Origin of the sequence: Bradyrhizobium sp. STM 3566, from assembly GCF_045571445.1 — a bacterium.
Taxonomy (GTDB): Bacteria; Pseudomonadota; Alphaproteobacteria; order Rhizobiales; family Xanthobacteraceae; genus Bradyrhizobium; species Bradyrhizobium vignae.
In genome coordinates, this window is sequence record NZ_CP120692.1 from 2343469 (window position 1) to 2363513 (window position 20045).

At 64.3% G+C, this 20045-nt stretch carries 19 protein-coding genes; 11 read left to right on the top strand and 8 right to left on the bottom strand.

Annotation, left to right across the window (positions count from 1 at the left end):
- Positions 1-118: 118 nt before the first annotated feature.
- Together P6U27_RS11085 and P6U27_RS11090 are read right to left on the bottom strand one after the other, a co-directional pair.
- Positions 119-685 carry a ferritin-like domain-containing protein gene (locus tag P6U27_RS11085; RefSeq protein ID WP_129144488.1) on the bottom strand — a complete coding sequence of 189 codons (567 nt, stop codon included), beginning with the start codon at positions 683-685 and terminating at the stop codon, positions 119-121.
- Positions 686-795: 110 nt separating this feature from the next.
- On the bottom strand, positions 796-1002 hold the full coding sequence (locus tag P6U27_RS11090) for a hypothetical protein (RefSeq protein ID WP_122402209.1): 207 nt from the start codon (positions 1000-1002) through the stop codon (positions 796-798).
- A gap of 89 nt (positions 1003-1091) precedes the next feature.
- Between P6U27_RS11090 and P6U27_RS11095 the strand changes: the two genes are divergently transcribed.
- The 3 genes from P6U27_RS11095 to P6U27_RS11105 all read left to right on the top strand — a co-directional run bounded on the left by P6U27_RS11095 (position 1092) and on the right by P6U27_RS11105 (position 4336).
- Complete coding sequence (locus P6U27_RS11095; protein ID WP_407119788.1) at positions 1092-1718, top strand: MarC family protein; 627 nt, start codon at positions 1092-1094, stop codon at positions 1716-1718.
- A gap of 164 nt (positions 1719-1882) precedes the next feature.
- Positions 1883-2536, top strand: coding sequence for an L-fuculose-phosphate aldolase (locus P6U27_RS11100; RefSeq protein WP_174221566.1), 654 nt, complete (start codon positions 1883-1885; stop codon positions 2534-2536).
- 12 nt (positions 2537-2548) lie between these two features.
- Positions 2549-4336, top strand: coding sequence for a chloride channel protein (locus tag P6U27_RS11105; protein ID WP_122402211.1), 1788 nt, complete (start codon positions 2549-2551; stop codon positions 4334-4336).
- A 9-nt stretch (positions 4337-4345) separates the two neighbouring features.
- Here P6U27_RS11105 and P6U27_RS11110 read toward each other — a convergent pair whose 3' ends face one another.
- Positions 4346-4597, bottom strand: coding sequence for a DUF2798 domain-containing protein (locus tag P6U27_RS11110; protein WP_122406541.1), 252 nt, complete (start codon positions 4595-4597; stop codon positions 4346-4348).
- Between the two features lie 290 nt (positions 4598-4887).
- On the opposite strand from P6U27_RS11110, the gene P6U27_RS11115 reads away from it, so the two are divergent.
- Positions 4888-5274 (top strand): hypothetical protein, encoded by a 387-nt coding sequence (locus P6U27_RS11115; protein WP_209296156.1) that lies wholly within the window; start codon positions 4888-4890, stop codon positions 5272-5274.
- Between the two features lie 853 nt (positions 5275-6127).
- Here the strand turns inward: P6U27_RS11115 and P6U27_RS11120 are convergent.
- Positions 6128-7213: an IS4 family transposase gene (locus tag P6U27_RS11120; RefSeq protein WP_407194047.1), complete on the bottom strand. Its 1086-nt coding sequence runs from the start codon at positions 7211-7213 to the stop codon at positions 6128-6130.
- 262 nt (positions 7214-7475) lie between these two features.
- On the opposite strand from P6U27_RS11120, the gene P6U27_RS11125 reads away from it, so the two are divergent.
- Positions 7476-8438, top strand: a complete 963-nt coding sequence (locus tag P6U27_RS11125; protein WP_407194438.1) for an IS110 family transposase — start codon at positions 7476-7478, stop codon at positions 8436-8438.
- 361 nt (positions 8439-8799) lie between these two features.
- On the top strand, positions 8800-9966 hold the full coding sequence (locus tag P6U27_RS11130; protein ID WP_122406387.1) for an IS110 family transposase: 1167 nt from the start codon (positions 8800-8802) through the stop codon (positions 9964-9966).
- A gap of 725 nt (positions 9967-10691) precedes the next feature.
- On the opposite strand, the gene P6U27_RS11135 is transcribed toward P6U27_RS11130, so the two are convergent.
- Positions 10692-10910 (bottom strand): hypothetical protein, encoded by a 219-nt coding sequence (locus P6U27_RS11135; RefSeq protein WP_164936992.1) that lies wholly within the window; start codon positions 10908-10910, stop codon positions 10692-10694.
- Positions 10911-11130: 220 nt separating this feature from the next.
- Here P6U27_RS11135 and P6U27_RS11140 point away from each other — a divergent pair, with 220 nt between their 5' ends.
- The 4 genes from P6U27_RS11140 (at position 11131) to uraD (ending at position 13748) form a co-directional block, all read left to right on the top strand.
- Complete coding sequence (locus P6U27_RS11140; RefSeq protein ID WP_209295674.1) at positions 11131-11412, top strand: hypothetical protein; 282 nt, start codon at positions 11131-11133, stop codon at positions 11410-11412.
- Between the two features lie 91 nt (positions 11413-11503).
- The gene (locus P6U27_RS11145) at positions 11504-11917 is read left to right on the top strand and encodes a DUF3830 family protein (protein WP_014493672.1); all 414 of its coding nucleotides are present in this window, start codon (positions 11504-11506) and stop codon (positions 11915-11917) included.
- Positions 11918-12853, top strand: a complete 936-nt coding sequence (gene puuE / locus P6U27_RS11150) for an allantoinase PuuE (protein WP_407194048.1) — start codon at positions 11918-11920, stop codon at positions 12851-12853. It begins immediately after the preceding gene.
- Positions 12854-12860: 7 nt separating this feature from the next.
- On the top strand, positions 12861-13748 hold the full coding sequence (gene uraD, locus P6U27_RS11155; RefSeq protein ID WP_164936991.1) for a 2-oxo-4-hydroxy-4-carboxy-5-ureidoimidazoline decarboxylase: 888 nt from the start codon (positions 12861-12863) through the stop codon (positions 13746-13748).
- Here the strand turns inward: uraD and P6U27_RS11160 are convergent.
- On the bottom strand, positions 13745-16462 hold the full coding sequence (locus P6U27_RS11160) for a molybdopterin-dependent oxidoreductase (protein ID WP_407194049.1): 2718 nt from the start codon (positions 16460-16462) through the stop codon (positions 13745-13747). The genes uraD and P6U27_RS11160 overlap by 4 nt on opposite strands.
- Positions 16459-17286, bottom strand: coding sequence for an FAD binding domain-containing protein (locus tag P6U27_RS11165; protein ID WP_129144211.1), 828 nt, complete (start codon positions 17284-17286; stop codon positions 16459-16461). Before P6U27_RS11165 ends, P6U27_RS11160 begins: the two co-directional genes overlap by 4 nt.
- Positions 17287-17445: 159 nt before the next feature.
- On the opposite strand from P6U27_RS11165, the gene P6U27_RS11170 reads away from it, so the two are divergent.
- Complete coding sequence (locus P6U27_RS11170; RefSeq protein ID WP_407194050.1) at positions 17446-18795, top strand: 8-oxoguanine deaminase; 1350 nt, start codon at positions 17446-17448, stop codon at positions 18793-18795.
- 110 nt (positions 18796-18905) lie between these two features.
- On the opposite strand, the gene P6U27_RS11175 is transcribed toward P6U27_RS11170, so the two are convergent.
- The gene (locus tag P6U27_RS11175) at positions 18906-19982 is read right to left on the bottom strand and encodes a BMP family ABC transporter substrate-binding protein (protein ID WP_407194439.1); all 1077 of its coding nucleotides are present in this window, start codon (positions 19980-19982) and stop codon (positions 18906-18908) included.
- Positions 19983-20045 lie beyond the last annotated feature (63 nt).

Here is a 20045-nt window from a genome sequence, read left to right on the forward strand (position 1 = left end):
GGCTGGTTCCCGGGAAATCCAGTGCGGTGGCGCCGGTGTGCCATGCGCCGCCGTGCGATCAAAACAAGCGAACGCCGCGGCATGGGCCGCGACGTTCCGTCATTGCCAGGGGCGCGGGTCAGGCCGCAGCGCGGTACTCTTCTTCCGCTTCAAGATTGATCACGGAGGTGGCGAGCTCCGTCAGGGTGCGATCGGTCGCCTCTTCCTCGTCCAGCGTCTCCTGGAGCAGCCTTGCTGCCTCCTGCATGCCGAGCTCCTCGGCCCAGGTGCGCAGCGTGCCGTAGCGGGAGATCTCGTAATGCTCGACCGCCTGGGCGGCCGCGAGCAGTCCCGCATCGAGCGCCGGCGCTCCCTTGAACTCCTTCATGATCTCGGCGCCCTCGTCGGCAATGCCGTTGATGGCCTCGCAGGGCTTGCCGCGTGCAGGCTTGTCCAGCATCTTGAAGATCTGATCCAGCCGCTTGACCTGCCCCTGGGTCTCGCGCAGATGCTTGTCGAAGGCGGCCACCAGCTCTTTCGACTGCGCTGCCTTCGCCATTTTGGGCAAGGTCTTGATGATCTTGTTCTCGGCGAAATAGATGTCCTTCAGCGTCGCCAGAAACAGATCGCTGAGCATCTTCGGCGGCCGGCGCGGCCGGCGCGCCGCGGTCTTCTTGCTTGTGCGTTTCTTCGCTCGTTTAGCCATACGTCCTCCTCGTGAGGCGATGCGGGAAGGCCTCGCCTTCCTCAATCCTCGGGCGATAAAACCCGTTGGAGAACGAAAGTTCCAAACTGCAACCGGCGATCGCGGCTCGCTCAGGTCGGGCGCTTGTAGGGGTCTTCCTGGCGCTGACGCTCGTCCGTCGCGCGGTCGAGGCGCGCCCGCTCGCTGCGGCGCAGGTGGCCGGCCTTCATCACCCCGTAAACGAGAACCCCGCCGAGCACGAACGCGCCGATGAACCAGAGCCAGAGCAGGTTGGCCGAGAGGTGGCCGAGGAGCATTCCGATTCCACTGTCGCTCATTGTCGCCTCCAGTGATTTCCAAAGCGGCTTTGCTGGGCTAAGTCTGCCCGGCAGCCATCGTTCCAGCTCCCGGGGGGCCTCGCCGACGCATGCTCGACTTCGCCCTGTCAGCCTTCGTGACGCTGCTCCTGGTGGTCGATCCGGTCGGTCTTGCACCGGCCTTCCTCGCCGCGACCGGGAGCATGCCCGACCCGGTCAAGCGAACGATCGCGCTGCGCGCGCCGCTGATCGCCACCTCGATCCTGGTGGTGATCGCGCTGGTCGGCAACTGGCTGCTGCGCCAGCTCGGGATCGGCATTCCAGCTTTCCAGATCGCCGGCGGGCTGCTGCTGTTCGGCGTCTCCTATCAGATGATCTTCGGCGATCGTCCGCATCGCGAGGCCCGCGAAGCCGACAAGGCGACCGCGGAGCATGCCTCGGACGTCGCGGTATTTCCCTTGGCCATTCCGATGATGGCCGGCCCCGGCGCGATCGCGACCACGCTGCTGCTGTCGGGCGATGCCGGCTACGGGGCGAAGCTCGCGATCATCATCGCGGTGGTGCTCGCGGTTTGCCTGCTTTGCATGCTGTGCTTCGTCTCTGCGGGCCTGATCGCGCGCACGCTCGGGCGCACTGGAAATGCCGTGCTCTCGCGCGTGCTCGGCATGCTGCTCGCCGCCTATTCGGTGCAGTTCGTCATCAACGGGATCGCGGCGGTCCGGGCAAGCCTGTCGTAAGGCTGCGGCAATCTGCTAATCTGTTGATTTTGCGGTCTGTTTCGGGAAGCGGGGAATCCGTCGACGAGGCGGGGCGCGATCCGGTCGCTTTCGCTTGCACTGCCGCACGGCTTTGACGTACTTCCATCTAACGTCCATCGCCAAGAAACCGAGAAGAAACCGAGATGTCGATGACTGCGGACGAACTCGACAAGAGGCAAGCCATCATCGACGCCTGCCGCCGCATGAATGCGCTCGGCATCAACCAGGGCACGTCAGGGAATATCAGCGTCCGGCATGTGGATGGACTCCTGGTCACGCCCACCAGCGTGCCCTACGAGACCATGACCCCGGACCAGATCGTCTTCATGGCGATGGACGGCGCACACGCGCCCGATCAGAAGCCGTCGAGCGAATGGCGCTTCCATCGCGACATCCTGAAGTCGCGGCCTGACGTCAATGCCGTCGTGCACGCCCATCCGACCTATTGCACTATCCTGGCGATCATGGGCATGGAGATTCCGCCGGTGCACTACATGATCGCGGCTGCCGGCGGCGACAGCATCCGCTGCGCGCCCTATGCGACGTTCGGAACGGTCGAGCTGTCCGATCATGCGGTGCGGGCGCTGGAGGGCCGGCTTGCCTGCCTGCTCGACCATCACGGCATGATCGCGATCGGCAAGACGCTGGACAAGGCGATGTGGCTCGCCGTCGAGGTCGAGACGCTGGCACGGCAGTATCACGGCTGCCTTCAGATCGGACAACCGCCGCTGCTTCCGAGCGACGAGATCGAACGGGTCCGCCAGCGCATGGCCGGTTACGGCCTGTCGGAAGGGTAGGGCGGGCAGAAGGTGTTCGTGCGGATCAGACATCTCGTCGATCGCAAGGGGACGAACCGCACCATGGTTCGGATACGCGCCCTGTTGCGCAGCAACGAGTTCTACCTGATCCCGTTCGCGCTGGTGATCGGCACGCTCGCGGGCGCCATCGTGACGCTGATGGCCGAAATCGCCCAGATCGCGCACGTCGTGATCTACGGCATTCCCATCGACGTCCGCCTGTCCTCGAACGCGTATGTCAGTCCTTGGGCAGCGCTGATCGCGCCCGCGCTCGGAGGCCTGGCGCTCGGCATCATGGAATGGTCGCGGCGGCGCATGAAGATCTCGAACGCGGTCGACCCGATCGAGGCCAACGCGCTGCGCGGCGGCAATCTCTCGATGCGGGACAGCGTGGTGGTGTCGAGCCAGACCCTGATCTCCAACGGCTGCGGCGCCTCGGTTGGCCTGGAGGCCGGCTATACCCAGATCGGCTCGGGTATCGCCTCGCTGCTCGGCAAGTTCTTCAACCTGCGCCGCAACGATCTGCGCCTGATGGTCGGTTGCGGCGCCGCTGCGGCGATCGCGGCGGCGTTCGGTGCGCCGATCACGGGCGCCTTCTACGCCTGCGAGCTCATCGTCGGCGTCTATTCGGTCGGCAGCGCCGCGCCGATCCTGGCGGCCTCGCTCGCGGGTGCCCTGACCGCGCAATGGCTAGGCGGCGCGCCTTACTCGCTGGAGATACCCAAGGTCAGCGCCGTCGGCGTCGAGCAGTACCTGGCTCTGATCGGGCTTGCCCTCGTCACCAGCGGCGTCGGTATCGCCGTGATGCGCTCCTCGCCGACGTTCGAGCGCCTGTTCGCCTGGATGCCAGTATGGCTGCGTCCGGTGATCGGCGGCCTCATCGTCGGCGGCTTTGGGATCGTCACGCCGCAGGTGCTGGCAGCCGGCCACGGCGCCATGGTGCTCGATCTGTTTCACGACATGGCGATCGGTCTGATCGCGCTGATCATCGGCTTGAAGGTGACGGCTTGCCTGATCTCGCTCGCCTCGGGCTTCCGCGGCGGCCTGTTCTTCGCCTCGCTGTTCGTCGGCAGCCTGATCGGAAAGTTCTTTGCCGCGGTGCTGCTGCTCATCAGCCCGAACTTCGCGATCGATCCGCTCGTCGCGATGCTGACGGGCATGGCGACGCTCGGGGTCGCCATCGTCGGCGGCCCGCTTACGATGTCGTTCCTCGTGCTCGAGATGACCCGAAATGTCGACGTCACCGCCGTGGTGCTGGCCGGCTGCATCGTCACCTCCATCTGCGTGCGCTTCATGTTCGGCCATTCGTTCTCGACCTGGCGCCTGCATCTGCGCGGCGAGACCATCCGCAGCGCCAACGACGTCGGCTGGCTGCGCAATCTCACGGTCGAGCGCTTGATGCGCTCCGATGTCGGCAAGGTGCCGTCGACCACGACGATCGCAGCGACGCGAGCCGAATTCGCGCTGGGCTCGCGGCCCGGGATCGTCATCGTCAACAATGCTGACGAATATGTCGGCCTCGTCATGCTGCCCGACCTGTTCTCCAGCGATCTCGACGCCATCGCCGACGATATCCAGGTGATCGAGCTCGCCCGCCTGGTCGACATCGTGCTGATCCCGGAAATGAACGTGAAGTCGGCGATGGCCGTGTTCGACGAGGCCGAGGCCGAGATGCTGGCGGTGGTCGATTCCACCGACAGCCGCAAGGTGGTCGGCTTCCTCACCGAGACCTTCGCCCGCCGCCGCTATGTCGAGGAGATCGACAAGGCGACGAGGGGCGTGCTCGGGGCGCTGTCGTAAGCGCTCCCCCTATCGGCCGGGTGGGGCTGCAACGAGCCAGGCCACGATCCGGCGGACCAGTGGCAGGACCAATAGCAGCGTCGGAAAGGCGACCAGCCATGACAGCGCCCAGGCGCCCGGCCAGGCCGCGAGGAACGCCGGCGTTGCGCCGAGGCTTCGCAGCGTCGAGATGATCGACACCACCGCCGTCATGAGGATGGATAGCACGAATGGCATTACGATCGGCGCATAGCGCGCCGGCAGTTTGCGAACCGCAATCATCTGGTCTCTCTTGGAAAAGGACGCGTCAGTCACGTTGAACCCTGCAAATGGCATCGATCCCGACGGCGTCGGTTGATGCGTTGGTTCACGTGAAACGCTTACGGCAGCCGAAAACGGCGCGGCTGTTCATTATCCGCTCAGGTTGGATGGTGCAAGCTGGATCTGATCATTCGGTTTACAATGGTTCAAGGCGTGGCAGATCGCCGCGTTCATGAAACCATTTCAGTGATCTGCGCGTTGCGGACTGTTTGCTTACGGATGTGTTTGGGCGAAAGCAGAGGAAGATCGAGATGAGTGATGCACCGATGATTTCCGCGGCGCGCCGCAGCACGGTCCTGGCCGCGTTCGCGAGTCTGGCGCTGCTCGCCGCTTCGGTGGCGCCTTCAGCAGCAGCATCCCCAGATGCGGCCCCGGCCGTGTCCGCCAAGGCTGCTGCGGCAGGTCAGGCCTCCGCCGGCGCCACCGATTTCAGCGCCCGACGTCGCCACTATTATCGACGCGGACCGAGTGCGGCAGGCCTTGCCTTCATGGGCGCCGCCGCGGGTATCATCGGCGGAGTGATCGCTGAGCAGCGGCGCCGCGACTACTACGAGAACCGCTATTATTATGGTTATGGTCCGCGTCCCTACTACGGTAGTCCCTACTACGATCCCGGCTACCATTACGGGCCATATTGAACGGTCGTTTTCAATGCTGGCCAGCTTGGATCGCGCGAAAAGGGCGGTGCCTTGTGCCGCCCTTTTTTGATGCGCGGGCCTGTTTCGCTTCTCTGTCAACCCACGGGCGCGAAAATATTCCACTTTACCGAAATTCGGATTTGTCGTATGTGTCGCGCATCCCGGCTCATTCTCGAGGGGCGATCATGAGGTCGTCATTGTCGCGAGCCGGGCTTGCGGTGGACGCAGCAGCGTCGGGCGCGAACAGCCAGGGGCAGGGCGGATTGCTCTCCGTGAGCCCCAAGGCATCGTGCGGACGAACGGCGCTGTCAGGTTGGTCTCGCCTGTAAGTTTCGCAGCTCCGTCGACAGGGCTGGGGAAAACTGCGGCGAAATGGCAAGCCGTGCGTACGGCAAAACCGTGTGGTCCTGGCCGTCGTTGCTACGGTCAAGCGCTTGCGAATGCGGCAGTCGCGTCAACCGGCGCGGCTGCCGGTGAATTCCGCGAGCGCGAGGGAGGCCAGAAGGAATTCGGCTCCCAGGAGAGCGCGGCATAAGCCGTCCGACCATCGCGCAGGGAAGGCCGAGTGATTGGCACCACCTGTATGCTGCTGTGCGGTCTCCTTTGCGCGATCCTTTCGCGCAGCAGACCGCGGGTGCGAGGTCAGCACCCGGTCTTCCCCATAGGCGTTAAGGTAGCGCGAGCATCGATTGATACGGACGTATTCGAGGAGGCTCGCGCAGGTGCCGCCCAAGCGCTCGCTTTCTGCGGCGAAAGCAACGGATGGTTGGTTGTGGAATGATCGCTTGTAGCAAGGATGCAACGAGTTGTTGCAAAACACGCCAAGCGCCAGGTGCCGTCAGGCGGCCTGCGTTCAGCGGGGAGAGTCCTCGAAGTCGCGGGCAAGCGGCTCGAGCAGCAGGATGATCAAGAGGTGTGCCAGCAAGTAGGGCTTGGCGGAGCGCGGATCGGTTCCAGGTGGCGTCTTGAGACCAATCAGACTCTTCAGTCGCTTGAAGCCAAGTTCGATGCGCCATCGCAGTCGATAGAGCGCGAGTACATCCTTGGTGGAGAACTCGTCCCGCGCGAGCGACGTGACCAGAATGACCCAATCCGCGGCTTCCAGAGTTTCTTTGGAGATGACGCGGTTTTCGTCTTGTGCGTCGCGCCGGGCTTTACGGCGCGAAGCCGCGACTGCACCGGCGGGCTTCTTGACTGCGACCAGACGCATAGCCAGAGGCGCACCGTCCTTGCGTTTGATCCAAATCCTCCGATCGATCAGTCCGTGCGCCTTCGCCGCACGCAATTGGGCCATCAGATCGAACGGAAGGCCTTTGGCATCAAGCCAACGTGCGTTCTTCCAGCCCGCTCGGATCAAAACGTCTGCCCCGGCGTCGCGCACAGCGGCGATGCGGTCAGGTTGTAGATAAGCGCGGTCAGCAATGCGGATCTCGTTCTTGACCACCGGTATCCGGTCAAACGTTTCGCCTTCTTGCTGATCTGTCAGCTCGAAGTGACCAAAGCGCTCATATGGCAGATCGAATGCACTATGAACGCGCCAAAGCTCACTGTTCCTGCGCGCAGCCGGTCCTGCCTGAGGCACTGTCGTCGCATCGATAATGCGGATCAGGCGGCCTCGGCTCGCTTTCGGGGCTGCCGCAGCGAGCAAGCCCTCCACCAGCACTGCAAACCAATCGCCACATTGACGCAGGCGATAGAACAACGCCACGCTGCTGAGTTCGGCAAGGCCAACAGAAGCGGCCCACGCGGCTGTCGATCTCAACCCTCTTTCACCCAGACAATAGGCCAGCATCAGCCGAAGTAACGACACCGCATCTGGAATTTGGCGCCGCCGCACGAAAGCCTTCGTCTGGCGCGCACTTATTTCAAGCTGCGCAGCCCCGCCGAGCTGCGTAACCACTCTCGTCCAGTCCTCGTTCAGAAGCGATTCGTCTGCCATCCCGCCTTGGAATCACGTGTGATTCCAACACTCAAGAACAAACTTAACGCCTATGCGGTCTTCCCTGCGCCCTTGTGTCCCCGAAATCTGCCAGAATGTGGCAACGGGCGGTTGGATCAGAACCGCCCGTTGCCGGAACTGAGCCCGTTGCGCCCAAAGGCGACAGAGCCTGCTAAAGAGCAAGGGACAGCTCCGGTGTCTTCCTGAACCCGAACAGTTGCAAGGGCTGCGAGCCCGTACCAGGCAAGGAAGGGAGTGGATGATGACACAAGACGATCTGGTTGTCGTCGGCATCGATGTCGCTAAAGACAAGATTGATGCGTGCATTCGGACTGTAACGGAGCGGAAGACTTGCCCAACAACAACCGCGGCGGGGCGACGGAGCTTGATTGCATGGCTTCGCAAGCATCAGGTCGGCAAGGCAGTGATGGAGGCAAGCGGCGGCTACGAGCGGGTATGGGCCAAGGCGTTGCGCCAAGCAGGGCTGGAAGTACGGATCGTCGATCCCAAACGGGTTCGCCACTTTGCGGAATCGGCGGGACGCCTTGCGAAAAATGACAAGATCGACGCGGAGATGATCTCCTGGTTCGCCGAGACATTCGGCGAGGCTCCCAGCCAAGTCGACAATCCCGCTCACGAGGAGATGAAGGCACTGGTGAAGGGACGCCAAGGCCTGCTTGACGTCAGGGCTCGCCTGGAAATGCAGAAGGAGCATGAGGCGCCGGCCCTTGTTCAGAAGGCTCGCGCGCGTCTTCTTAAGAAGCTGGCTGACGAAATCGCCGCGCTCGAGACCGCGATCGCGGCGACGATCAAGACAACGCCGGACTTTGCCAAACGCGCCGAGATCATCCAGAGCGTACCAGGCTTTGCTGAGGGGACCGCAATGGCGCTGCTTGGAGGACTACCGGAGCTGGGGCAGGTGAGCGACGAAGTTGCCGCCGCGTTGATGGGCGTTGCTCCTTATGACGATGATAGCGGCAAACGTCGAGGTGAACGCTGCATCAAGGGTGGCCGCCGCTGGGTGCGAAATGCCCTCTACATGCCCTGTGTCGGTGCCGCAACGCTGAACAATCCGGTGTTCAAGGCCTTCTACGAACGGCTGATTGCCAAGGGCAAGCCGCCAAAGGTCGCGATCGTCGCCTGCATGCGCAAGCTGATCATCATCCTCAACACCATGATCGCGCGCGGCGAGACGTGGGATCCGAAGAAATACAGGGTGGCCTGACGAGCGCGCCTATCTCGCGCTCGGACCTCGGCCGAGCGCATGCAAAGCCAACAGACCGGTGAGCGGACGGGGTCAAGGCCGTCAGCCGCCGCAGGCGGGGGCGCGCCAGCGCCAGCCTTGAGGCCGGCCGATCGCCGGGCTACTTCGCCACAGTTGCTCTTGGCTTTCAGAGGGTGAAGCGACGAAGCAAAGCTCGGGCGAGTTGCGCCGCGAGGACGCGAAGGCATGTCTGCAGCCACGCACACGCTGTCACCTCACACTCCGTCATTGCGAGCGCAGCGAAGATTCCATGGGGAGTGGATAGCGACCAGGTCTGAGGCCAGACTGAGGGTTGCTGAATCCATTCAACCTGGAGACGACGATGTTGCTCGATCATCCTTCCGACGGACTGGCCGCTATCCGCACGCAGTTTGGCGCAATTTTTGTGTCATTGGAACTGAGCCGTTCGACATGGCTGGTCACTTCGCTGTCGCCCTGCAAGGGCGAGAAGATGTCCAAACGCAGCATGAAGGCCGGCGAGCTTTCGGAACTGTTGAAGCTGTTTGCGGAGCTGAAGCGCAAGGCGCAGGCGCGAACGGGTGAGAGCTATCCGCTCATCACGATCCAGGAGGCGGGGCTGGACGGGTTCTGGCTTCACCGCGCCCTGCAGCAGGAAGGCATCGAGAGCCACGTAGTCGATCCGGCCTCGATTGCGACGCCGCGCCGGCGCCGGCGGGCCAAGACGGACCGGCTGGATGGCGAGACGCTGTTGCGGACGCTGCTGGCCTACAAGCGCGGCGAGGTACGGGTCTGCGCCATGGTCGTTGCGCCCTCTCCGGCAGAGGAGGACCGCCGTAGGCTGTGCCGCGAGCGAGAGACCTTGATCGCGGAGCGGATCGAGCATGTGAACCGGATCAAGGGTCTTCTGTTCGCGCAAGGGATCTTCGACTACGCGCCGCTGCGGCGAGACCGGCGGAAGCGGCTGGAGGCCTTGCGGACGGGCGACGGGCGCGCCTTGCTGGCGCATCTGAAGGCGCAGATCAGCCGCGAACTCGACCGGCTCGAACTGCTGCTCGACCAGATCACGGCGGTGGAGCGCGAGCAGGATGCGTTGCTGGCCGCGAGCAAGGCGGCGGGGGAGAAGACCGTATCGAACCCGGTGGCAATGCTGCTCGAACTGAAGAGCCTGGGCCCGAACTTCACGGCCGTTCTCTGGTCGGAGGCCTTTTACCGGCAGTTCGCCAACCGCCGCCAGATTGCATCCTATGCCGGCCTTGCAGCCACGCCATGGCGCAGTGGCGGCATCGAGCGCGAGCAAGGCGTGTCGAAGGCTGGCAATCCGCGCCTGAGAACCACGATGATCCAGCTCGCCTGGCTCTGGGTACGCCACCAGCCTCAATCGGCTTTGACCCAGTGGTTCAAGGTGCACAGCCAACGCGGCCGCAAGCGCGCGATCGTGGCGCTCGCGCGCAAGCTGCTCGTGGCCCTCTGGAAGTACGTGACCGCGGGCGTGGTGATCGAGGGAGCCGAGATAAAGGCCGCCGCCTGACACCACGCTCCTCAGCCTCAAAGCCAATCCGCCGAGATTGATCAGCCTCGGCCGATCCGGGTGGACGAACCGATGGATTGCATGGCTTCAAACGCCGTAACGAAGAATGGTCTCGTCCTCTCGAGCCTGCCCGCCGCAAGCGGAATGTTGGTGCAGCCGCCGCCGCGCGGCGACCGAATGTGAGTTTGATCTGGCAAGCAAACCAGATTGCAAAAACCGGCTCGACCCTTGGATCGCCTGACGAAAAGGAGTTATCCGCCCGCTGCCCCGACTGCCAAAGCCTGATGGCGTGCTCGCTCGAGTCAAGGCCAAGTCGCTTCGCGACGGCCCTACGGGCCGACCTTGACTCGATCTGCGCGCGCCATCCTACGTGCTCCACGGTCGGGACGAAGAGCTGGCCTGCAATCGAACAAAGAGCTGAACAAACCGCCTTGACACACCAAATCCCCATGTGAGCAATCCAGAATCTTTCCGCGGCGCGATTCAGGATTGCTTCGTCGCAAGGGCTCCTCGCAATGACGAGGAGGAGAGAGCGTGTACCACACGCCTCTCGCGTGCCCCGGACGCAGCGCAGCGCTCCTTCAGCGGTGCGCTGCAGAGCCGGGGCCCATGTCGCCGCGCCCGTGCCGTGTTGCCCTCGGTCCCGGCTCTGCGCCGCAACGCTTCACGGGTTGCGGCTGGTCCGGGACACACGAGCAAAAGCCGACATGCAACGCATCGGCAAATCACCGTCCCGCCGGCGCCGACATCGCGCCGTTGGCATAGCGCGACCAATCGGGCGCCGTTGGCTGCGACGGCCAGAGCGCGGCATTGGAGTCGCGGACCGACTGCGTGATGGGAGCGCGTTGCGCCTTGCGGGCGTGGTGGCGGTCGCTTGCGGCGGCGGTCTGGATGGTGGCGGCGGCAATCAGCATGGCGCCGAGAAAGGTGAAAGTCTTTTGCATCGTTGTCTCTCCCGTGACGACGCTCCGGCTGTGAGAGATGTCGTCGTCGTCCAGGCTGACATGGCGATGGGCCTTCTCGATATCAGCGGCGGCGCCATCACGATGGAGCGAGCAAAATTTTTGGTCCCGGCTAAATATTCGGCAGCCTGCCCTTGGCCCCCGATGGACTTGCCCGCCGCAATCCGGTTCAATGGGGCAACTGAGTTCCCAGGCGACAACGATGTCGAGATATCTGCTGGTCCTGCTGCTGATCGCTTCGCCCGCAGCCGCGCAAGTCAAGATGACACCGAAGACCGCTGCGGCGCATCCCGATCCCTGCGCGCCGATCGGGCGGACCGCGGACGGCAAGCTGGTCTATTCCATGAAATGCGAGAACCTGCCGGCGCCGCCCGCACCCCCGCCGCAGGCGGAACTGAAGGAGGCGCCGCCTGCGGCAGCCGCCGAGCCGGAGCCGGAGGTGCGGCGTAGCGGCATTTTCGGCTGGTCCTACGATCGCAGGTGATTGCGACTCCGCCCCTTGCGCGAAGCCCGATGGAGTGCTTTTTGCTGAAGGTTCCCCGCGGGGCCTCTAGCCCCCGATCCAGAGAGATGAGATGAGCAAACTCGTTATCCGCGCCGGCGATTTCACCTTCGATGCCCGTTTCGAGGAGCAGCTGGCACCCAAGACAGTGGCCGCCTTCCGCAAGGCGCTGCCGTTCGAAAGCCACATCATCCATGTGCGCTGGAGCGGCGAGGGCGTGTGGATGCCGCTCGGCGACCTCGATTTCGGCGTCGGCTACGAGAACCACACCAGCTATCCCGCGCCAGGCCAGATCATCCTCTATCCGGGCGGCATCAGCGAGACCGAGATCCTGCTGGCCTATGGCGGCGTGCATTTCGCGAGCAAGATGGGCCAGCTCGCCGGCAACCATTTCATCACGCTGACCTCGGGCCTGGAGAATCTGGCGACACTCGGCAAGAGCGTGCTGTGGAAAGGCGCGCTGCCGATCCGCTTCGAGGAAGTCTGAGTGAGTGAGCCTCGCTACCCGCGCGATCTCCGCGGCTACGGCCGCAATCCGCCGCACCCGCAATGGCCAGGTGAGGCGCGGATCGCGGTGCAGTTCGTCGTCAATTTCGAGGAGGGCGGCGAGAACAACATCCTGCACGGCGACCGCGCCTCGGAAGCGTTCCTGTCCGACGTGCTCGGTGCGCAGCCCTGGCCGGGTCAGCGCCATGCCAATATCGAATCCATGTTCGAGTATGGCTCGCGCGCCGGCTTCTGGCGGTTGTGGCGGATGTTCAACGAGCGGAAGTGGCCGACCACGGTGTTCGGCGTCGCCACTGCGCTCAAGCGCAATCCCGAGATCGTCGCGGCGATGAAGGAGTCGGGCTGGGACATCGCGAGCCACAGCCGGAAATGGATCGAGCACAAGGACATGACCGAGGCGCAGGAGCGCGCCGAGATCGCGGAGTCCATTCGCGTCCACACCGAGGTGACAGGATCGCGGCCGCTCGGTTGGTACACCGGGCGCTCCTCGATCAACACCAACCGCCTGCTGATGGAGGAAGGCGGCTTCCTCTATCTGTGCGACTCCTATGCCGACGATCTGCCCTATTGGGTCAGGGGCGCGAACGGCAAGCAGCTCATGATTCCCTATACGTTGGATGCCAACGACATGCGCTTCATCAATCCGCAAGGGTTTGCCGAAGGCGAGCAGTTCTTCACCTATCTGAAGGACGCCTTCGACGTGCTCTACGCGGAAGGGCAGACCGCGCCGAAGATGATGTCGGTCGGCCTGCACTGCCGCCTCGCCGGCCGGCCCGGCCGCGCGGCCGGGCTGATGCGCTTCCTCGATCATATCGGCAAGCACGAGCGCGTCTGGGTGCCGACGCGGTTGCAGATCGCGCAGCACTGGCACGACAAGCACGCCCATCTTGCCGCCGACGCATTCGAGATCGGGTGAGAGGATGATGTCGCAGATCCCGCTCGCCGATCTCAACGCTGCAAGCCGGGCCGAATTCGTCGCGGCGCTCGCCAATGTCGTCGAATATTCGCCATGGATCGCCGAGCAGCTTGCGGCAAAGCGGCCGTTCGCCGGAATCAACCAGTTGCACGCCGCGCTGATTGCGGCGATCCAGGGTGCAGAGCCTGACGTTCAGCTGGCGCTGATCCGGGCGCATCCCGATCTCGCCAACAAGACCCAGCGCGCCGCCGGCCTCACGGCGGAATCGACCGACGAGCAGAACAGCGCCGGACTCGACCGGCTGTCGGAAGCCGAATACGCCGCGTTCGAACGTGCCAACAACGCCTATCGCGAAAAATTCGGCATCCCCTATATCGTCTGCGTGCGCCGTCACACCAAGGATTCCGTGCTGCGCGACTTCGAGACGCGGCAGCCCAACATCATCAAGACCGAGATAAGGCGTGCGATCGAGGAGATCGGCCGCATCTCGGCGCTGCGGCTGGATCAGCTCGTCATTGCCGACGATCGGCTGAAGGTGCACGGCCGGCTCTCGACTCATGTGCTGGACAATCACATTGGCAAGCCCGCGCCGGGAATCCCGGTTGAGCTCGTGGAGCTCGCGAGCCTCGGCGAGAGCCGCATCATCGCGCGGACCGTCACGAACGCGGACGGCCGCACCGACCAGCCACTGATCGGCGGTCGTCCGCTGCCGATTGGCCGCTACGAGCTCAGATTCCGCGTCGCCAGTTATTACGCCGAGCGCAGCGTGCCGCTGTCGGACCCGCCGTTCCTCGACGAGATCCCGCTGCGCTTTGCGATCAGCGAGCCGGAAAGCCATTACCACGTGCCGCTGCTGGTCACGCCCTGGAGTTATTCGACCTATCGCGGCAGTTAGCCACCAAACTTGTCGAGCAGCGCCGGAAACAGCCGATCCGGCTTGAAGGGCGGCGCGGTGAAGCGGATGCCGGTGGCATCGGCAATGGCGTTGCCGAGCGCAGCGGCAACCGGATTGTACGGACTCTCGCTCATCGACTTTGCGCCCAGCGGTCCGATCGTGTCGGACGTTTCGGCGAAGAACACCTCCGTGCGCGGAACGTCGGCGAAGGAGGGCAGGTGATAATCTCGGAATTTCGGGTTGATGACGCGCCCCGTGGCGTCGATCACCATCTCCTCGTAGAGCGCAGCGCCGAGCGCCTGCGCCACGCCGCCTTCGATCTGGCCGCGGCACTGCATGGGATTGGCGACGACGCCCGCGTCCGCGGCGTGCACGCTCCTGAGAATCCTGAGCTCACCGGTGCCCTTGTTCACCGCGACGCGAAAGCCCTGCACGTTGAAACCGACCGAACGCGGCGTGCCGTTCGAGCTGCCGGTGCCTGCGAAGGGTTGGCCGCATTCGCGGGCGAGCTTGGCCAGTTCCGTAAAGGACATGCGGCGTACGCCGCTGACGACGGCATCGGCATCGAGCACGCAGGTGTCCACGTCGCACAGCCACGCGCCGGCGGCGGCCGCCCTCAGCTCGGTCGCAAGCTGCGCGGCTGCGGCATGCGTCGCCTTGCCCGCGACGAAGGTGCCGGCGCTGCCATAGGCGCCAGTGTCGTGGCCGCCGTGCGCCGTGTCGGACTGGCGCAGGCGAATGCGGTCGACAGTGGTCGCAAGCGTCGTCGCCGCGATCTGCCGATGCACGGTGCTGGTGCCGCTGCCGAACTCGGCGGTGCCGACGGTGAGATCGAAGCCGCCGTCATCGCGCAGCGCGATCGTCGCATCGGCGAAATGGCCGGCCGGTGGCACCGTATCGATCATGGTCAGCGCAATGCCGTCACCAACCAGCCATTCCGGCGACAGCTCCGGCTGCGGGCCACTGGCCTGCATCGCGCGCTCGACGAGGTCGAGGCACTGGTCGAGTCCATAGGAGCCATAGAGCACGTCGTGATATTCGGACGGCGGCGGCGACAGCATGGGATCGCCGGGCTTGATGATATTGCGCCGGCGCATCTCGTAGGGGCTGATGCCGAGCTGCTTCGCCAGCTCGTCGATCGCGGCCTCGACCGCGATGAGGGCCTGCGGCAGGCCATAGCCGCGAAACGCACCCGCCGGCACCGTGTTGGTGTAGACGGCATAGCCGTCGACCCGCTTGTTCGGGCAATTGTAAACGGCGATGGACTCGGACAGCGCGTGGAACATCACGGGGCCGGCATGATTGCCGTAGGCGCCGGTGTTGGAGAGCACGTCGAGCTGGAGCGCGGTGAGCTTGCCGCCGGCATCGGCGCCGGCCTTGATGTGGATCCGCATCGGATGCCGCGTCGAGGTCGCGATGAACTGCTCCTCGCGGGTGAGTTCCAGCTTCACAGGAAGACCTGTCTTGAGCGCAGCAAGCGCCAGGATGTCCTCGACGAACATCTCCTGCTTGCCGCCGAAGCCGCCGCCGACGCGTTCGCAGAACACGCGGACCTTGTCCCTGGGAAGCTGGAAGATGTCCGACAGCGCGCGCCGGGTCAGGAACGGCACCTGCGTCGAGGTGCGGACATTGAGCACGCCCGCATCGTCGAGCCAAGCGAGCCCGCCGTGAGTCTCCAGTGCGGCGTGCTGCACGCGGTGACTGTGGAAGGTCGCCTCATAGGTGACGGCGGAAGTGGCGAGTGCTGCGGCTACATCGCCGAACTCGCCATGCGTCTCCGCCGCGAGGTTACGCTGGGGATCGGCGATCCGGTTCGCGGTGGTGCGGTCAGGATGAAGAACTGGCGCATCCGGTTTCATCGCCTGCTCGGGATCGATCAGCGCGGGCAGGATCTCGTACTCCACCTTGATCCGCCGGCACGCCTCCTCGGCGGCGGCTTCGGTCTCGGCGACGACGGCGGCGAGCTTCTGGCCGATGAAGCGGACGACGTCATCGAGAACGCGGGTGTCCTCGGGATCCATCCAGTCCCTCTCGTGCCGCGCAGTCGAGATCAGGACAGGCGGTGCATCCTCATGCGTCAGCACGGCGTGCACGCCGGGAACGCGAAGCGCGTCCGATTTGTCGATCGCGGCGATCCTGGCGTGAGCATGAGGCGAGCGCAGCAGCTTGATGTGCAACAGGCCTTCGATTGCGGTATCGAAGGTGTAGCGTGCCTTGCCGCGCACGATATCGGGACCCGCGGGCGCCGGCAGGCTGCGGCCGAAGGCGGCGCCGGTCTCGACGATAGCCTCGACATTGGTGTTGCCGAGGATCGCGTCCTCGATCGAACGATAACCGGTGCAGCGGCAGATATTGCCCTTCAACGCGCTGCCGAGATCGGTGCGCTGCGCCTGGTTCAGCGAGGCGCAGGTCAGGATCATGCCGGCGGTGCAGAAGCCGCATTGAAAACCCTGCGCGTCGAGGAAGGCTTGCTGCATCGGATGGTCGCCGCCGAGCCCCTCGACCGTGGTTACGGTGCGTCCCTCGGCGCGGAACGCCGGGATCAGGCAGCTGTGTACCGGCTCGCCGTCGAGCAGCACGGTGCAGGCGCCGCAATCACCGGCATCGCAGCCCTTCTTCACGCCGAAATGGCCGAGCTCGCGCAGGAACGTGCGCAGGCATTGCCCGGCGCGTGGCTCCTGAGAGAACGCCTTGCCGTTGACCTCGAAGCTCATGGCCGCGTCGCTCCCAGGAGTTCGCTGCGAATTTCCTCGGCTAACCGCAGCGTCATATGCTTGCGCCAGAGCGGCTTGCCATGGATGTCCGTATGGTACAGGTCATCCGTGATCTGCTGCATGAGCGCGGTGCGAAGTGCGCTCGCATCCGGGGCTTTGCGAAAGAGAAGCTGGATCGGCCGCACCGTCGACGCGGTGACTGTGAGCGTCAGCGTGTCATCGGCTTCGAGACTTCCGATCAGCAGTGCTGCCGAACGGCCGACGGGCGCCAGCGAAATTTGGCGAAAGGCGGTGCGGCGCTTCAGTGCGACAATCGGGACATCGATCTGCCGGAGCAGGTCGCCCGGCGTGAGACGGTTGCGCTGGTTGCCTGTGACGAAATCGACCACGGAAAGCCTCTGCTCTCCGCCGCTGGCCTTCCAGATGGTGCAGACTCCGTCGAGCGCTGATGTGAGCGAGATCATCGGTCCGGCCGGCAGCGACATGCAAAGATTGCCGCCGACCGTTGCCGTCTTCCAAATCTTGAACGAAGCAAGAAACGCCCGACAGCACTGGTTGATCAGCGGTGCCGCGAGCCAATCGGACGGGCAGGCGAGTCCATCGAGCTCCGCGACGGTGCAAGTGGCGGCGATGCTGAGGTGGCTCTCGGTGAGTGTCAGCGCCGGCCATTTCAGATCGGTGAGATCGATCAGTCGTGTCAAATGCGTTTGCGGCTCCGAGAAGAGCCAAGTGCCGCCTGCGAGCCAAGCATCACCTGCCGTCCAAACGGGCAGCTGCGAGCGCGTTTGCGGATGGGCGACCGCTGTGATGGTATTCAAGTCCATGGCTGCGCCAACCCTCCCGCCGGGTGAATGGTCAAGAGAAAGTGTTGCAAGACGGGAGCCAAGTGGCAACAACAAGTGGCAACAACAAGTCGGAGCAGGGACGCGGTCGTCCTCCGCCTTGCAGGCCTGCCGTCAGCGGGTGTGAGGAGAAGCAGGATCATGAGTGACACAAGGCCGACATGGATCAGGGATCCCCTGGCCATCCTCGCCGACCGTGCCGAGCGCGGCATCGTGGTGAAGGACGGCCGGATCGTCGAGCTGGTGCCGGCCGGCGGTGTGCCCGCAACCGCTGACGTCGCGGTGTTCGACGCGGGCGAACACGTGGTGCTGCCGGGCCTGATCAACACCCATCATCATTTCTATCAGACGCTGACGCGGGCGCTGCCGGCCGCGATGGGCCGCGAGCTGTTCCCCTGGCTCCAGGCGCTCTATCCGGTGTGGGCGAGGCTGACGCCGGAAGCGCTCGAGCTCGGCGTCACCGTGGCGATGTCCGAGCTGCTGCTCTCCGGCTGCACCACCACGACCGATCACCACTATGTATTCCCGGCCGGACTCGAAGACGTCGTCGATATCGAGGTGGCGGTGGCGAAGCGCCTCGGGTTAAGGGTGTTGCTCACGCGCGGCTCGATGAACCTGTCGCAGCGCGATGGCGGCCTCCCGCCCGACAGCGTCGTGCAGGACGAGGAAACCATCCTTGCCGACAGTGCCCGCGTGGTCGCCAAGCACCACCAGCGCGGCGCGGACGCGATGGTGCAGATCGCGCTCGCGCCGTGCTCACCTTTCTCGGTGACGACGTCGCTGATGCGCGCCACCGCCGATCTCGCCGACAAGCTCGACGTGCGCCTGCATACCCATCTCGCCGAAACCGAGGACGAGAACAGGTTCTGCGAGCAGATGTATGGCTGCCGCCCGCTCGACTATCTCGAGCAATGCGGCTGGCTCAACGCGCGCACCTGGCTCGCCCACGGAATCTTCTTCAATCCGGACGAGATGAGACGGCTCGGCAAGGCCGGCACGACCGTCAGCCATTGCGCGTGCAGCAACCAGCTGCTGGCGTCCGGTTGTTGCCCGGTATGCGATATGGAAGAGGCCGGCGTTGGGATCGGCATTGGTGTCGACGGCTCGGCCTCCAACGACGGTTCCAACCTGATGCAGGAGGTGCGGGCCGCGTTCCTGCTGCAACGGGCGCGCTATGGCGTGACGAGGGTCAGCCACAGCGATGCGCTGCGCTGGGCGACCAAGGGCTCGGCAGCCTGCGTCGGCCGTCCGGAGCTCGGCGAGATCGCGATCGGCAAGGCGGCGGACCTCGCGCTGTTCAAGCTCGATGAACTGCGCTTCTCCGGCCACGGCGATCCCCTGGCCGCCCTGGTGCTGTGCGGGGCGCATCGCTCCGATCGGGTGATGGTGGCTGGAAAATGGGCGGTGATCGATGGCGCGATCCCGGGTCTCGATTTCGCAGACCTCATCCGCCGCCATAGTTCCGCGGCGCGGGCCATGCAGGGGGGATAATCGGGGGCCAGATAGAAAGAGGGGGCAGCCACAAGTGCCGGGTGCTTCTGGCCACCCCCTCCGAACCTCCTCCGGGAGGAGCAGGTGATTTAGGCGATGCAAGAAGCGTGCTACTTGCCCGGCAGCTTGTCGTCGATCCCTTTCACGTAGAAGTTCATGCCGAGGATCTGGCCGTCATCGAGGTGATCGCCGCCCTTGCACTCGACCGGCTTGCCGTCCTGCCCAACGATCGGGCATTTGAACGGATGCAGCTTGCCCGCGGTGATCGCGGCCTGGGCATCCTCGGCCATCTTTTTCACATCGTCAGGCATGTTGGTATAAGGCGCCATCGCGAACATGTGGCTGTCGAGGCCGCCCCAGGTGTCCTCGGACTTCCAGGTGCCGGCGAGCTCGGCCTTGACGCGCTCGATGTAGTAGGGGGCCCAGGTATCGAGGACCGAGGTGAGCTGGGTCTTGGGCCCGAACTTGATCATCTCGGAGTCCTGGCCGAAGGCGAGTTTGCCGCGTTCGCTCGCGATCTGCATCGCCGCTGGCGAGTCCGTGTGCTGCATGATGACGTCGGCGCCCTGGTCGATCAGCGCCTTGGCGGCGTCGGCCTCCTTGCCCGGGTCGAACCAGGTATTGGCCCAGATGATCTTGACCTTGATGTTCGGGTTGATGGTCTGCGCCGCAAGCATCGTGGCGTTGATGCCGGAGACGACCTCGGGAATCGGGAACGAGCCGATATAGCCGAGCACGCCCGATTTCGACATCTTGGCCGCGATCAGGCCCTGGATGTAGCGGCCCTGATACCATTTGGCCGAATAGGTCGACATGTTCGGATTGCGCTTGTAGCCGGTGGCGTGCTCGAAATGCACGTTCGGATATTTCTTGGCGACCTTCAGCGTCGGATCCATGTAGCCGAACGACGTGGTGAAGATCAGCTTGTTGCCGGCGCGGACGAGCTGTTCGATCGAGCGCTCGGCGTCGGGACCTTCGGGCACGTTCTCGAGGTAAGTGGTCTCGATCTTGTCGCCCAATTCCTTCACCAGCGCCTGACGCGCGAGGTCGTGCTGATAAGTCCAGCCGAGATCTCCGATCGGGCCCAAATAGATGAAACCGACCTTCAGCTTGTCGGCGGCGGAGGCTGCACCGACACTGCCGGTAAGCAAGAGCCCGATAGCCAATGCAAGAAGTGATTTCCTCATCATCAATCTCCAACATCAGGGGAAAGCCACGATCCGCAACGCGCGCGCCCCATCGCGCACGCC

Excerpts from the sequence above, each read along its gene's own strand:
- P6U27_RS11085 (WP_129144488.1), bottom strand. The coding sequence starts at position 685 with ATGGCTAAACGAGCGAAGAAACGCACAAGCAAGAAGACCGCGGCGCGC.
- P6U27_RS11090 (WP_122402209.1), bottom strand. The coding sequence starts at position 1,002 with ATGAGCGACAGTGGAATCGGAATGCTCCTCGGCCACCTCTCGGCCAAC.
- P6U27_RS11095 (WP_407119788.1), top strand. The coding sequence starts at position 1,092 with ATGCTCGACTTCGCCCTGTCAGCCTTCGTGACGCTGCTCCTGGTGGTC.
- P6U27_RS11100 (WP_174221566.1), top strand. The coding sequence starts at position 1,883 with ATGTCGATGACTGCGGACGAACTCGACAAGAGGCAAGCCATCATCGAC.
- P6U27_RS11110 (WP_122406541.1), bottom strand. The coding sequence starts at position 4,597 with ATGATTGCGGTTCGCAAACTGCCGGCGCGCTATGCGCCGATCGTAATG.
- P6U27_RS11115 (WP_209296156.1), top strand. The coding sequence starts at position 4,888 with ATGAGTGATGCACCGATGATTTCCGCGGCGCGCCGCAGCACGGTCCTG.
- P6U27_RS11120 (WP_407194047.1), bottom strand. The coding sequence starts at position 7,213 with ATGGCAGACGAATCGCTTCTGAACGAGGACTGGACGAGAGTGGTTACG.
- P6U27_RS11125 (WP_407194438.1), top strand. The coding sequence starts at position 7,476 with ATGACACAAGACGATCTGGTTGTCGTCGGCATCGATGTCGCTAAAGAC.
- P6U27_RS11130 (WP_122406387.1), top strand. The coding sequence starts at position 8,800 with ATGTTGCTCGATCATCCTTCCGACGGACTGGCCGCTATCCGCACGCAG.
- P6U27_RS11135 (WP_164936992.1), bottom strand. The coding sequence starts at position 10,910 with ATGCAAAAGACTTTCACCTTTCTCGGCGCCATGCTGATTGCCGCCGCC.
- P6U27_RS11140 (WP_209295674.1), top strand. The coding sequence starts at position 11,131 with ATGTCGAGATATCTGCTGGTCCTGCTGCTGATCGCTTCGCCCGCAGCC.
- P6U27_RS11145 (WP_014493672.1), top strand. The coding sequence starts at position 11,504 with ATGAGCAAACTCGTTATCCGCGCCGGCGATTTCACCTTCGATGCCCGT.
- uraD (WP_164936991.1), top strand. The coding sequence starts at position 12,861 with ATGTCGCAGATCCCGCTCGCCGATCTCAACGCTGCAAGCCGGGCCGAA.
- P6U27_RS11160 (WP_407194049.1), bottom strand. The coding sequence starts at position 16,462 with ATGAGCTTCGAGGTCAACGGCAAGGCGTTCTCTCAGGAGCCACGCGCC.
- P6U27_RS11165 (WP_129144211.1), bottom strand. The coding sequence starts at position 17,286 with ATGGACTTGAATACCATCACAGCGGTCGCCCATCCGCAAACGCGCTCG.
- P6U27_RS11170 (WP_407194050.1), top strand. The coding sequence starts at position 17,446 with ATGAGTGACACAAGGCCGACATGGATCAGGGATCCCCTGGCCATCCTC.
- P6U27_RS11175 (WP_407194439.1), bottom strand. The coding sequence starts at position 19,982 with ATGAGGAAATCACTTCTTGCATTGGCTATCGGGCTCTTGCTTACCGGC.